This is a genomic window from Polynucleobacter sp. AP-Kaivos-20-H2 (assembly GCF_018882215.1).
GTDB lineage: Bacteria > Pseudomonadota > Gammaproteobacteria > Burkholderiales > Burkholderiaceae > Polynucleobacter.
Window position 1 is genome coordinate 820,630 of the sequence record NZ_JACVOX010000001.1, and the last position, 13,273, is coordinate 833,902.

Annotated in this window: 11 protein-coding genes, 1 other RNA gene, 1 pseudogene and 1 riboswitch; of the genes and pseudogenes, 5 read left to right on the forward strand and 8 right to left on the reverse strand. The window is 45.8% G+C overall.

Translation table 11 applies throughout. The features are described 5' to 3' along the window. Window position 1: 1 nt before the first annotated feature. The 5 genes from frc (ICE89_RS04150) to ICE89_RS04170 form a co-directional block, all read right to left on the reverse strand. Complete coding sequence (frc, locus tag ICE89_RS04150; RefSeq protein ID WP_216264949.1) at window positions 2-1,249, reverse strand: formyl-CoA transferase; 1,248 nt, start codon at window positions 1,247-1,249, stop codon at window positions 2-4. Window positions 1,250-1,366: 117 nt separating this feature from the next. After that, entirely contained in the window at window positions 1,367-1,795 is a 429-nt protein-coding gene (locus ICE89_RS04155; protein WP_216262327.1) for a PAS domain S-box protein, read from the reverse strand. A 105-nt stretch (window positions 1,796-1,900) separates the two neighbouring features. Beyond that, window positions 1,901-3,151, reverse strand: a complete 1,251-nt coding sequence (gene frc / locus ICE89_RS04160) for a formyl-CoA transferase (RefSeq protein ID WP_216264950.1) — start codon at window positions 3,149-3,151, stop codon at window positions 1,901-1,903. 78 nt (window positions 3,152-3,229) lie between these two features. Continuing rightward, on the reverse strand, window positions 3,230-4,939 hold the full coding sequence (gene oxc / locus ICE89_RS04165) for an oxalyl-CoA decarboxylase (RefSeq protein WP_216262330.1): 1,710 nt from the start codon (window positions 4,937-4,939) through the stop codon (window positions 3,230-3,232). A 204-nt stretch (window positions 4,940-5,143) separates the two neighbouring features. Then, window positions 5,144-5,761 (reverse strand): Crp/Fnr family transcriptional regulator, encoded by a 618-nt coding sequence (locus ICE89_RS04170; protein ID WP_216264951.1) that lies wholly within the window; start codon window positions 5,759-5,761, stop codon window positions 5,144-5,146. A gap of 82 nt (window positions 5,762-5,843) precedes the next feature. Continuing rightward, window positions 5,844-6,060: riboswitch (cobalamin riboswitch) on the forward strand. 142 nt (window positions 6,061-6,202) lie between these two features. On the opposite strand from ICE89_RS04170, the gene ICE89_RS04175 reads away from it, so the two are divergent. The 5 genes and pseudogenes from ICE89_RS04175 (at window position 6,203) to ICE89_RS04195 (ending at window position 9,854) form a co-directional block, all read left to right on the forward strand. After that, a complete protein-coding gene (locus tag ICE89_RS04175) occupies window positions 6,203-8,206 on the forward strand; it encodes a TonB-dependent receptor domain-containing protein (RefSeq protein ID WP_216264952.1) in 2,004 nt (667 codons plus the stop codon). A 27-nt stretch (window positions 8,207-8,233) separates the two neighbouring features. Next, window positions 8,234-8,521: a hypothetical protein gene (locus ICE89_RS04180; RefSeq protein ID WP_216264953.1), complete on the forward strand. Its 288-nt coding sequence runs from the start codon at window positions 8,234-8,236 to the stop codon at window positions 8,519-8,521. Then, window positions 8,502-8,720 (forward strand): annotated as a pseudogene (locus ICE89_RS11775) (cell division protein ZapA); the annotation flags it as partial. The gene ICE89_RS04180 and the pseudogene ICE89_RS11775, both read left to right, overlap by 20 nt. A gap of 96 nt (window positions 8,721-8,816) precedes the next feature. Then, window positions 8,817-9,035: non-coding RNA, 6S RNA (gene ssrS, locus ICE89_RS04190), on the forward strand. Continuing rightward, on the forward strand, window positions 9,036-9,854 hold the full coding sequence (locus ICE89_RS04195) for a sulfite exporter TauE/SafE family protein (RefSeq protein ID WP_216264954.1): 819 nt from the start codon (window positions 9,036-9,038) through the stop codon (window positions 9,852-9,854). Here ICE89_RS04195 and ICE89_RS04200 read toward each other — a convergent pair whose 3' ends face one another. The 3 genes from ICE89_RS04200 to ICE89_RS04210 are packed head-to-tail and all read right to left on the reverse strand — an operon-like array spanning window position 9,855 to window position 13,273. After that, window positions 9,855-11,384 (reverse strand): AMP-binding protein, encoded by a 1,530-nt coding sequence (locus ICE89_RS04200; protein ID WP_216265022.1) that lies wholly within the window; start codon window positions 11,382-11,384, stop codon window positions 9,855-9,857. It abuts the gene before it with no gap. 13 nt (window positions 11,385-11,397) lie between these two features. Further along, window positions 11,398-12,753 carry a TRAP transporter large permease gene (locus tag ICE89_RS04205; RefSeq protein ID WP_216264955.1) on the reverse strand — a complete coding sequence of 452 codons (1,356 nt, stop codon included), beginning with the start codon at window positions 12,751-12,753 and terminating at the stop codon, window positions 11,398-11,400. Between the two features lies 1 nt (window position 12,754). Further along, complete coding sequence (locus tag ICE89_RS04210; RefSeq protein WP_216861942.1) at window positions 12,755-13,273, reverse strand: TRAP transporter small permease; 519 nt, start codon at window positions 13,271-13,273, stop codon at window positions 12,755-12,757.

The following is a 13,273-nucleotide window of genomic DNA, read 5'->3' on the forward strand; positions in this document are numbered from 1 at the left end:
CTTAGATCACCTTATCATGACGAAGAGAAATCAATTCATCGGTTGAGTAACCTAACTCACTGAGAATCTCATCAGTATGCTCACCGAGTAATGGTGAACGAGTCACATCAGTTGGGCTATCAGACATCTTGATTGGGTTACCAACAGTGAGGTACTTGCCACGAATTGGATGATCTACTTCAACTACAGTACCAGTGGCACGTAATGCAGGCTCCTCAGCAATTTCTTTCATAGACAGAATTGGGCCACATGGAACATCATACTTATTCAATATATCCATCACCTCAAATTTACTCAGGGTCATAGTCCATTTTTCGATCTCACCAAAAATTTCCATGAGATGTGGCAAGCGCGCCATTGGGGATGCAAAACGTACATCCGTAATCCAGCTTTCATGGCCGATTACTTTGCAAATCGCTTCCCATACCGGGGCTTGTACCACTACATATATGTACGCATTTGGATCTGTTTCCCAACCTTTGCACTTCACAATCCAGCCCGGCTGACCACCGCCAGAAGCATTGCCAGCACGAGGTACAGCATCACCAAACTCGCCATTTGGGTACTGTGGATACTCTTGCATCGTACCGTTACGCTCTAGACGCTGTTGATCACGCAATTTGACGCGGCACAAGTTCAATACTGCATCTTGCATAGCTGCCAATACTTTCTGACCACGGCCAGAGTGAGTACGTTGGTATAGAGCTGTAACAATACCAAGCGCTAAATGCAAACCGGTTCCGCTATCGCCAATTTGTGCGCCTGTGACCATTGGAGGGCCATCATCAAAACCTGTAGTTGATGCAGAACCGCCTGCGCATTGCGCTACGTTCTCATACACTTTGCAATCTTCGTAGGGACCAGGGCCAAAACCTTTTACTGAAGCCATGATCATCATTGGGTTGAGCTCTTGAATACGCTCCCAAGAAAATCCCATGCGATCGAGTGCGCCTGGTGCAAAGTTCTCCACCAATACGTCGCACTCCTTAATCAGGCGCTCCAGAATTTCTTTACCCTTTTGGGTTTTAGTATTCACAGTAATGGAACGCTTGTTATGGTTCAACATCGTGAAATACAAACTGTCTGCATCAGGAATGTCGCGCAATTGACCGCGCGTTGCATCACCTTCGCCTGATTTTTCTACCTTGATCACATCCGCACCAAACCAAGCCAGTAACTGAGTACAGGTTGGGCCTGATTGAACGTGCGTAAAGTCGAGGACTTTGATCCCCTCTAGTGCTTTTGCCATGATTTAAGTCCTAATAAGAATGAAAATTTTGAATTAAGGAATTTTACCAGTGGGATAAAGAGAAAGATTGGGTGTGCCCTATTTTTGGGCACAGACGCCGTCTAAGACTGTATATAGCTAGATTTGGGCATCTTCAAGATCGGCAATCCTTTTTTTAAGCGTCCTTTCTTGAGCAAAACGCTCGGTTTCATCCCGAATGGTTGCCACAATCCCATTGACCTTCTGATGTTCATCAAAAAGCATGCCAACTGTAAAAGCGATTGAGAGCATGCCACCGCTCTTGTGGAGAGCTGGCACTTTTAACAACGATGAGCCATAACGCGTGATACCAGTTTCCATGGACTTACGGCAGCCCTCGTTATGGCGATGGCGTTGACGCTCCGGAACAATTAAATCCAAAGTATTACCTAAAGCCTCCGACTCGGAGTAACCAAAGATACGAGTAGCTGCGGGATTCCACAGCACAATTTTTTCATGTGCATCGACAACGATGATCGCATCTCCAACACACTCTACTAATTGAACTAAATCAATATTGGTATTCATAGGATCAGTCTACAGACTTTTTCATTAAGTGATTTACTATTTATTCTGACAATAAAAAAGGCGCCCACCAGGAGCGCCTTCAATTCATAGCGATAATTATCGTTATTAGACTGCTTTAGCTGTATGTAACTTAGCGATGTCATCAGCGCTATAGCCAAGGTCAGCCAATACTTCGTCAGTGTGCTCACCCAATACTGGTGATGGACCAACTTCGATTTCCAAATCAGAGAACTTGATTGGGCTACCGATAGTCAAATACTTACCACGTACTTTGTGGTCCACTTCAACAATAGAACCGCTCTTACGCAAGTCAGGTGAATTAGCCAACTCTTTCATAGAGAGAACTGGAGCACATGGAATATCGAACTTGCGGAGAATGTCCACAGCTTCGTATTTAGTCTTGTCTTTGAGCCAGTCTTCAATCGTTGCGAAGATGTCAAAAATCTTGTCTTGACGAGCTTCAGCAGTCATGTACGCTGGATCAGTTGCCCACTCTGGCTTACCAATCGCACGAGTAATTGGCTCCCAAGCATGACCTTGAATTGTGAAGTAGATGTATGCGTTTGGATCTGTTTCCCAGCCCTTACACTTCAACACCCAACCTGGCTGACCGCCACCACCAGCGTTACCGCCACGTGGAACTACGTCAGTGAATGAACCGTGTGGGTATTGTGGGTACTCTTCCAAGTAACCAATCTTGTCCAAACGTTGTTGGTCGCGCAACTTCACGCGGCACAAGTTCAATACAGCGTCTTGCATTGAGCAAGAAACTTTTTGACCTTTGCCAGTTTTTTGACGTTGCATCAAAGCTGTCAAGATACCGATTGCCAAGTGCATACCAGTATTTGAGTCACCTAAAGCAGCAGCAGAAACAGTAGGAGGACCATCCCAGAAACCAGTTGTGGAAGCAGCACCACCAGCGCACTGAGCAACGTTCTCATACACTTTTAAGTCTTCGTATGAGTGGCCATCGCTAAAGCCTTTAACAGAAGCCATGATCATTTTTGGGTTCAATTCTTGGATACGCTTCCAAGAGAATCCCATACGATCCAAAGCGCCTGGGCCAAAGTTCTCAACCATGACGTCAGAAGTTTTGATCATCTTCTCTAAAACTTCTTTACCTTCTTGAGTCTTAGTATCCAAAGTCAAAGAGCGCTTGTTACCGTTCAACATTGTGAAGTACAAAGCATCTGCACCCGGAATATCGCGCAATTGGCTACGAGTTACGTCGCCAGAACCTGGACGCTCTACTTTGATAACGTCAGCGCCGTACCAAGCCAACAACTGAGTACATGCAGGGCCTGCTTGTACGTGTGTGAAGTCAATAATGCGAATACCTTCTAATGGTTTAGTCATGTGTGTTTCTCCTTAAGTCTTTCTTGTTTACTTCTGAATGTAGTCTAAAAATATTAACGTTTTATTACTCAGTATTTCTTACTTTTTGGCAGCTGCTGTGGATGGGTTTAAGTTTGTTAAACGTCCACTCTCAGTACCTGCAGTTTCATCAATAACAGCATTGATGAGGGCTGGTTTACCGGCAGCAATCGCTTCTGTTAACGCTGCTTCTAATTCTGCTGGGGTTGTTACGTAGTAACCAACACCACCAAATGCTTCAATCATCTTGTCGTAACGAGCATCTTTAACGAACACAGTTGGCGCAACATCAGCACCACCAGTTGGGTTAACGTCAGTGCCGCGGTATACGCCGTTGTTATTAAATACAACCGTCGTAATTGGTAGGTTGTAACGGCAAACTGTTTCCAATTCCATACCGCTAAAGCCAAATGCACTGTCGCCTTCAACTGCAACTGTTGGCAAGCCGCTAGTAACGGCGGCGCCAATTGCATAACCCATACCGATACCCATAATGCCCCAAGTACCAGAGTCAAAACGCTTACGTGGCTTGTACATATCAACGATGGCACGGCAATAGTCGAGTGTATTTGCGCCTTCGTTTACCAAGTTCACATCTGGGTTCTTCTTAATCACATCACGAATCACGCGTAACGCGCCATGGAAGTTCATTGGGTTTGCTTCTTTAGCCAATGTCTCGGCCATCTTGGCTAGATTCTTATCTTTCTTCTCAGTGATCGCGGCAATCCACTCAGCGCTTGGCTTAGGAACAGCGGAGATACCCTTCAAGAGTTCGCCAACGCATGAACCGATGTCACCAATCAATGGAGCAGCGATTTGTACGTTGCTATCCACTTCGTTTGCTTGAATATCGATTTGGATAAATTTCTTAGGCTCTTTGCCCCAAGTCTTACCTTTACCGTGTGCCAGCAACCAGTTTAAACGTGCACCAACCAATAACACTGCATCAGCTTCAGCCAATACAAATGAACGCGCTGCAGAAGCAGATTGTGGGTGATTGTCTGGCAATAAACCTTTAGCCATAGACATCGGCAAGTAAGGAATACCTGATTTTTCAACCAGATCACGAATCTCTTTATCAGCTTGAGCATAAGCAGCGCCCTTACCCAAGAGGATCAATGGACGCTTAGCGCCCTTCAACACATCTAATGCACGAGCAACTGCATCAGCCGCTGGGATTTGACGAGGAACTGGATCGATTACCTTGAAAATGGATTTCTTAGCTTCATCAGCAGGCATTGTTTGAGCAAGCAACTGGGCTGGCAAATCTAAATACACGCCACCTGGACGACCAGAAACGGCAGCGCGGATTGCACGAGCAAAACCAATGCCGATATCTTCAATGTGGTTAATACGATAGGCAGCTTTGCAATATGGCTTCGCTGCGTTGAGCTGATCCATCTCTTCGTAGTCACCCTGTTGCAAGTCAACGATTTCACGTTCGCTTGAACCAGAGATCAAAATCATTGGGAAGCAGTTCACAGTTGCATTAGCAAGTGCTGTCAAACCGTTCAAGAAACCAGGAGCAGAAACAGTCATACAGATACCTGGCTTTTGCGTCATGTAACCAGAAATAGCGGCAGCATTACCTGCGTGTTGTTCGTGACGGAAGCCGATAAAACGCAGACCTTCTGCTTGCGCTAAACGGCATAAGTCAGTAATTGGAATACCAACGAGGCCGAAAATAGTATCGAGATCGTTTGCTTTCAGGGCGTCAATGACGAGGTGAAAGCCATCGGTTAATTGTGTGTTTTGATTATCAGTTGTCATAGAAATTTATATAGAAATTGCGGGCTTGCTCTTGTAGAGCCAATGCAATTTAGCTTTCGCTAACGTCTCCAATGTAGTTATAAATCGCATAACGGGTTTTGTGTCCCGCTTAGGCTGAGATGAATATTAGGCTTGGAGGAGAGGTTCATCATTGACTTCGGTCAATTTCCCCCTAAATCCTGTAATTACGGGCGGTTTTACCCCTTAAACAAAGAGCTCTTTATGCTTCGTTTTAAGGCGACTTAGGGTCTCAGGAGAGAGATTGAGGTAGGCCGCCAGCTCCTTCTTTGGGAGAAGCTCGAACAAATCCTCATATTTACGCAAGAAACGCTCTACCCGGCCTGGAGCATCGAGCATATGCAAGGTAATGGTGTGGGCCATGATTTCACTCATCAGGCGCATGACTTCGAACTCAAAGCTCTCTTTGAGGGGTTTGTGCTCCTCAAGGAATTCAGCCCACTTCTTCATAGGCATCCTAGCAACACGGGCCTTAGTGACGCACGCAATACTGTAAGGGGCAGCCGTTTTTAAACGCCATGCGGCATAGCTTGTTTCAATATCTTTTTCGATGGCAAAACGCAAAATCATCTCTTTGGCATCCGCGCTCGAAACAATCCGCTTCAGAATGCCATCCAAAACGAAGTACTGCTCCATCTGGTGATCACCCTGGTGTAGCAAGATTTCTGATTTTTTGAGGTCCGAAATTTCTAAATGGCGCTCTAAATCAGCCATTGCTGAGGGATCCAAGCTTTTTAAGACCGAGTTTTGACTCAACTGCAGACGAATCAGGTTTTTTTCGGGATGCTTATCTAATACGGTCATGAATCCTTGCTCCAAGACCCTCTATTGTAGGCTTTTTTAACCCTCAAAGCCTTGGATTCCCGCTTAGCGAACTTCAAATCCGCTAGAATAATGAGGTCGTGGTGCTTTATTGCAGTGCAATAAAGTTAAACGGGAAACACTAAACGTGTGCTGCCCCCGCAACGGTAGGTAAATGCGCCCTTTTTGGTTTATTTGGGGCGTCAGGAATCTGACAAAGCCACTGTGCGCGTCAATCGCATGGGAAGGCCAGATTCTGATATTTACTAGCCCGGATACCGGCCAAGATAGGTGGAATTTTGCGGACGGGGATCTTCGCGCGCCAAGAAAGCGCTAAGTCTCTCGATACTGCGCCCAATTGACGCCTGAACTCCTGCACGGGAAATTCTGTTCGACCCAGCTAACGGGGAGGTTAGCTAGGCAATCGATAACAGAAAGTGAAACATGAAACAGCAGTTCAGCAGTAAATTAAGCGCCCTAATCTGTGGCGCCTCATTCTTTTTTAGCGCAACAGCAAACTCACAAAACTCTGCGAATGTTTCTGTGGTCAACACCATGGATCCAGTTTTGGTAACCGCAAATCGTGCACCAACCTTAGCAAACAATGTTTTGGCTGACTATGACTACATCGGGCCAGAAGAAATCGCTCAAGCAGGTCAAACTAGCTTGGTAGATTTACTGCAGAGACAACGCGGCATTGAAATTACTAATGGACTCGGTGCCGGGGGCGCAGGCGCAAGCATCTTTTTACGTGGCACCTCTAATGCGCAAAGTTTGGTGCTAGTGGATGGCGTTCGCTCTGATTCTGGTTTTAATGGGGGGCCTACCTGGGAAACTATCCCGCTCCCGCTAATTGACCATATTGAAGTCATTTTTGGACCTCAAAGCAGTCTGTATGGAGCAGATGCAATCGGCGGCGTTATTCAAATCTTTACCAAAGCAGGTGATGGACCCGCCAAAGTAAGCGTATCAACTGGTTACGGCACCTACGGAACCAGTGTGAGCGATGCAAGTATTTATGGATCCACTGACGGCGAACAAAAAATTCGTTACTCACTAGGCGTGAGCGAAACCCTCTCCACTGGCTTTAATACCGTGGCTTCCAACAATCCATTCGGTCTAGCAGCAATGAAAACAGGCTACGTACAAAATGGGGTTACAGGCAAACTCTCACAAGAGTGGGCCATAGGGCAGGTATTGGGCTTTCAAATGTTGCAGAGCCGTATGAATACACAGATGCCTGGTTTTAATACATTTGATTACTTTAACGGTCCTTATCCATTACCCGCTTCTGCTCAGCAAACTCAAAATGCAGTTTCACAAATGGGTATCTACACCGTATATTCAAAAAATCAAATTACTGAAATTTGGAAGAGTTCTTTACAAGCATCCATTTCAACTAACTATGGGCAGTCAATCCAGCCTGCAAGCGTATATAGCCCAACGTATAACCCCTACACTCAGACCAAGCAAAATATTTACACTTGGCAAAATGACATTACCCTTGGGTCAGACCTATTGCAATTAGTGGGAGAGCGCAGAGTACAAAAGGTGGATACCTATCAATACAACTATGGCACAGACTATAACTACAACCTCTTACCAAGCGCATTTAGCCAAACCCGCGATACCAATTCTGTAGCAGGCTCATATCAGCTAAAACGTGGTGACCACTTGGGTAATGTGTCGCTACGCAATGACAACATCAGTGGCTATAGCCCACAAACCACAGGCGCAATTTCCTACGGTTATTTCTTAACAAAAGAATGGCGAGCCAATCTTAACTACGGAACTGGATTTAGGGCGCCCACTTTTAATGATCTGTACTACCCTGGCTATGGAAATCCAAATCTTTTGCCAGAAAAAAGTAAAAACACTGAAGCTGGGTTGCACTATGATGCGCGTACTTATGAGGCTCACGTAGTTGCCTATACCAATACCGTTTCAAACTTAATTCAATTTGGCTCCAACGGCTGTAACTCCAGTCAAATCAGTCAAAGCGGTGGATGTGCTTCGAATGTAGGTGTAGCCAGAATTACCGGCATATCGTTTGGTGGTGCGTCTCAAATTGGTCGCTTTATGCTCAAAGGCTCGTTAGATCAGCAAAACCCAGAGAATGTGACCGAAGATAAGCAACTAACCAAAAGGGCGCGTACTTTTGGAAACGCCTCCGTGGAATACAACTACAACAAGTTAGTTGCAGGACTTGGCGGCACTTTTTCCGGGCAAAGGCAGGACATATCTGGAACTGACACCTCCGGAAGTGCTTATAACGGCTCAATGGGCGGGTACTCAATCTTCAATCTTTATTCTAGCTACGAGCTTGAAAAGAATTGGACGCTTTTTGCACGCTGGAATAACATCACCAATAAGCAATATCAGCTCACTTATGGCTATAACACCATGGGATCTAACGTATTTGTAGGCCTACGTTACGCTATGAAATAAGCCCTTTTTTCAGACTACAATGCCAGTATGAGCGAGACTCCCCCTCTTTCCACTGGCAACCAAGCTTCAGACATGGATGCGCTATGCGCATCCATCCATCGAATAGCTGGAAAAATCCAAGCCATTGCACAAGCCGTGCAAAACTCAAATCAAAATCGAGTACAGCTCGAAAATAAGATTGAAGATGCGCAAAAGCGTATTCAACATATCCTAAGTCGTCTGCCAGAACAAAGTGATGGTCGCCAGCTCAATCTACTAGGCGAAGCTATCCCACCAAATAACCCCGAGGATGATAATGAGCCAACAACGCATTGAGGTAAGTCTTGCCGGTCAGAAAATTACTCTGGCAACCAGTGCCGAGCATGAGCCATTACTCCGGGCAGCGTGTGTCTTGGTTGACGAACAAATTCAACTGGCTATTAATGGTGGTAACCGCAGCATCGAGAGAGCGAGCATGATGGCTGCACTCAAAATTGCTGGCGATCTTATTACCTTACAAAAAAATCCATCGCAGCAAAGCAGCTCTTCCAATGTCAGCACGGATGAAGTTACTCGCCTTCAGGATGAGATTCATGCACTTGAAGATCAAGTAGATGCTTTGATGCAAACCCTTTCCCTGCCTGGTTCGCCAAGGCCAATAGTTCCTTGAACCGATGCGCAAGCATCAGGAACGATCTTTACCTTGTGGGCGTGAGCGTTTTGCAAGTTCACAGTGCCAACTTAGACTTGGTTACTCCCTGAACCTCTTAATGCACCCGAAGCAGAGTAGCCGTTCCACCTTGAACCTTAGGGTTCAGGATGACGGCCTAGCGGCCAAGGCGGGGAATTCATGTCACTGAACGATATCTTGATGCTGATGTTGTGCGGCGCCATCTCCGGCTACTTGGCTGGACTGCTGGGTATTGGTGGCGGCATGATTCTGGTGCCCTTCATGATCCTGGTATTTAATCACCTAGGATTTAGTCAAGAAGCTATCGTGCATATGGCTATTGCAACAGGCATGGCGACCATTCTGTTTACTACCACTTCCGCAATTTGGGCACATCACAAACATGGCTCCATTGATTGGAGGCTAGTTGCCTCTTTAAGTCCTGGAATGATTTTTGGTGGATTGATTGGTGGCAGTGAATTATTTGAGGCACTCAAAACCTCGTGGCTCTCGCTCTTCTTTGCAGTCTTTATTGTTTACACCTCAATTCAGATGTTACTCAATAAGAAACCTAAGGCAGGTAGAGACTTGCCTGGCACGCTTGGATTATTTTCTTTTGGCACATTTGCTGGCGCACTTGCAAGTCTAGTGGGCGCTGGTGGAGCATTTATTACGGTGCCCTTCATGCTCTGGTGCAACGTCAAGCCGCATACAGCAATGGCCACTTCATCTGGCTTGGGTTTTCCAATTGCCGCCGCTGCAACCATTGGCTACATGTATGGAAGCTGGGGCAACCCCAATCTTCCAGCGGGCGCTCTGGGCTTTGTCTATTTACCAGCAGTAGCGTGCATTGTGACGGTCAGTATTTTTACTGCGCCTTTAGGTGCAAAGATGGCCAGAAAACTCGATATTGCTCAACTCAAACGCGTTTTTGGCATCATGCTTTTTTTCCTTGCAGCCTTCATGTTTAATGAAAGCCGCAAGGCATTCGGCTTCTAATTAAGCTGTGTACTGCTGACGCAAAATATTCTTCTGCACCTTGCCCATAGCGTTACGAGGTAAATCAGCAACAATCTCTACGCGCTTAGGTATCTTAAAGTTTGCAATTTGGGTTTTCAAAGTAGCAATCATTGCTTCTGCATTGAGCTTTGCTCCAGCCTTAGGCACCACTACTGCCATCACTGCCTCGCCAAAATCAGGGTGCGGAATACCAATCACAGCACTTTCATCAACGCCAACCATGTCATCGATAAAGCTTTCGATCTCTTTTGGGTAAACGTTGTAGCCACCAGAAATAATCAAATCTTTGCTACGGCCAACAATGCACAAGTAATCATTTGGAGCTTTGCCGCCATTGGCATCGCCACCCCAACGACCGACGTCGCCTGTTTTAAACCAGCCATCTTTGGTAAATTCTTCGGCAGTCTTCTCAGGCATACGCCAGTAGCCCTTAAATATATTCGGACCTTTAACCTGAATGCTGCCAATTTCGTTTACTTTGCAGGGCTTGTTATCTTCAGTCACTACGCGCACCTTAACGCCAGGCAATGGCAAACCAACTGAACCGCCTACGCGCTTGCCTTTGTAAGGATTAGAAACCAACATCACCGTCTCGCTCATGCCATAACGCTCAAGAATCGGCTGGCCAATCACCTCTTTGAAAGTATTAAATGTTTCTGTCAGCAAAGGGGCTGAGCCCGAAACAAACAGACGCATATTGCTTGCTACTTTTTTAGTAAATCCTTTGTCAGCCAATAGGCGTACATAGAATGTAGGTACACCCATCATCACGGTGGACTGTGTCATGTGCTTAATCAGTTGCGCCGTATCTAAACGTGGCAACCAAATCATCTTGCTGCCATTAATCAATGCGCCATGCGCCGCCACAAACAATCCATGAACGTGGAAGATGGGCAAAGCGTGGAGCAATACATCACCTTTTTTCCAACCCCAGAACTTTTGCAATACCTTTGCATTGCTGCCCAAGTTTTTATGGGTCAACATGGCACCCTTACTGCGTCCTGTAGTACCGGAGGTATACAGAATCGCTGCAAGATCATCATCTTTTGCTGGAACAGTTTTGAATTTGTCGCTAAGGTTTCCTGCACGGTCCAATAAAGTACCCGTACGATTATCGTCCAGTGTGAATACATGCTTAGTGCCAGCCTTAGAAGCCACCTTAGATACCCAAGAGAGATTCTTGCTACTGCAGACAACCACTGCTGGCTCAGCATTCTCTAGGAAGTACTGGATTTCAGCTGATTGATAGGCCGTATTGAGTGGCAAATACACATAGCCCGCACGAATGGTTGCTAGATAAAGAAAGAGTGCTTCAGGAGACTTCTCAACCTGCACTGCAACCCTCGCTCCTTTTGGAAGCTTCAGGCTAGCAAGTAAATTGGCAAGCTTGGCGGTTGCCGACTCAAGGTCACCCCAAGAGTAATAAAGACCGTCGTGGGTCTCGAGAGCGCACGCTTTTTTATCTTTTGGAAAACCTGTTTCCAATACTGAATACAAATTCATGAAAATATTCCTTGATTTCTTAAACTAGAGGCGCACCCATTACCCAATTAGATAATTCAGTGGCGATTTCTGGGAATACGCAAAGCAATACAACAGAAAAAAGCATGATGAATACAAATGGCATCACGCCGTAGATGATTTCACGCAAGGTGATATCGGGGGCAATATTCTTAATAACGAAAATATTCAGACCAACTGGTGGATGAATTAAGCCCGTTTCCATCACAATAGTCATCACCACGCCAAACCAGATTAAATCAAAGCCAGCGGCACGCAGAGGTGGCAAGAAAATTGGCGAAGTCATCAAAATAATCGAGACAGGTGGCAAGAAGAATCCTAGGACGATCACCATCAGTAGAATGGCCCCCAATAACACCCATCTGGAAGTATTTAGATCAACAATTGCCTGTGCAGCAGACTGACTTAAATGCAAGTAACTCATCACATTTGCAAATAAGAGGGACATGCCAATAATGAACATCAACATCGCGGATTCGCGGATCGTGACATCTAATAATGGGTATAGGTCCTTGAAACGCCACATCTTATAAATCACTGCAATCAATAGAAAAGCAAAAACTGCGCCCAAGCCCGCCGTTTCAGCAGGCGTTGCATATCCTCCGTACAAGGCAACCATTACACCGATCAATAAAACCAAGAAAGGCAGCACTCTAGGCAATGAGCTCATTTTTTGCTGAATGGTGTAGGTTTGACGCTCCAATATGGGCGTAGAAACCTTAGTCACGGCGTAAGCTTCGTAAGCGCTGGTGTACTCTTTACGGAAGCGATAGACGGTGTAGACGGAAAAGAATATGACCAGCATGACGCCAGGGCCAATAGCCGCCAAGAATAAGCGCCCCAATGATTGCTCTGCTGCCACAGAATACAAAATCATGGTGATTGAGGGTGGCAATAAAATCCCCAAAGTGCCACCAGCAGCAATAATACCTGCTGCAAAACCTGGAGAGTAGCCACGCTTACGCATCTCAGGAATCCCTGCGCTACCAATTGCAGAACAGGTTGCAGGGCTAGATCCGGCCATAGCAGCAAACAGCGCACAAGCAAATACGTTCGCAACTCCTAGGCCGCCAGGTATCTTACCCATCCATACATGAAGAGCATCATACAAATCCTTGCCCGCACGTGAACGGCCAATAGCGGCGCCTTTCAAGATAAACAATGGTATGGACATCAAAGTAATACTGGACATTTCCTCATACACGTTCTGCGCAACCGTATCCAATGATGAAGCGGGCATGAAGAAATACATAAAAATAATTGCAACAATACCTAAAGCAAAAGCAATTGAAATCCCTGAAAACATAATCACCAGGGTTACAAAAGCAAATAAAAGACCAATAGTAAGAATAGACATATTAGTGACCCCCACTCACAACATCAGTAGCGATCGTTTTTCTGATGAAAATTTGTAGAAATAGTTGAAATGTGAGTAATGCCATGCCAGCAAACATCATTGAATAGGGAATCCACAAAGGAGGAGCCCACGTGGAGTTAGTTACTTGACCGTCTACCCATGCTTCCTGAAGCAAATCCCAAGTTTTCGTAGAAAAAAAGGCAAAAAATAGGCAGGAAATCACATCAATAACAATTCCGCGCACTTTATTAACTGGGTGAGGTAACAGGCCCTCAATTGCGGAAATTCCTATATGGCCACGCCTCTCTTGCACATACGAACTGCAGAGAAAAGTTACGCCCACCAAGCAAAATAGAGCGGCTTCATCTTGCCAGTCGTTCGCCGCATGAAATAAACCACGGGACATAACGCTGTAACTCAGAATGAGAGCTGCGGCCATCAGGGCGAGTGAGCCCAGTAACACCAAGAATTTATTCACTGCCGACATCACTCTATCGGCAGCCTCCAGAATCAAAATCAT

Coding starts and splice junctions, on each gene's coding strand:
- ICE89_RS04180 (WP_216264953.1), top strand. CDS start 8,234: ATGAGCGAGACTCCCCCTCTTTCCACTGGCAACCAAGCTTCAGACATG.
- ICE89_RS04175 (WP_216264952.1), top strand. CDS start 6,203: ATGAAACAGCAGTTCAGCAGTAAATTAAGCGCCCTAATCTGTGGCGCC.
- ICE89_RS04155 (WP_216262327.1), bottom strand. CDS start 1,795: ATGAATACCAATATTGATTTAGTTCAATTAGTAGAGTGTGTTGGAGAT.
- frc (WP_216264949.1), bottom strand. CDS start 1,249: ATGGCAAAAGCACTAGAGGGGATCAAAGTCCTCGACTTTACGCACGTT.
- oxc (WP_216262330.1), bottom strand. CDS start 4,939: ATGACAACTGATAATCAAAACACACAATTAACCGATGGCTTTCACCTC.
- ICE89_RS04170 (WP_216264951.1), bottom strand. CDS start 5,761: ATGACCGTATTAGATAAGCATCCCGAAAAAAACCTGATTCGTCTGCAG.
- ICE89_RS04210 (WP_216861942.1), bottom strand. CDS start 13,273: ATGATTTTGATTCTGGAGGCTGCCGATAGAGTGATGTCGGCAGTGAAT.
- ICE89_RS04195 (WP_216264954.1), top strand. CDS start 9,036: ATGTCACTGAACGATATCTTGATGCTGATGTTGTGCGGCGCCATCTCC.
- frc (WP_216264950.1), bottom strand. CDS start 3,151: ATGACTAAACCATTAGAAGGTATTCGCATTATTGACTTCACACACGTA.
- ICE89_RS04205 (WP_216264955.1), bottom strand. CDS start 12,753: ATGTCTATTCTTACTATTGGTCTTTTATTTGCTTTTGTAACCCTGGTG.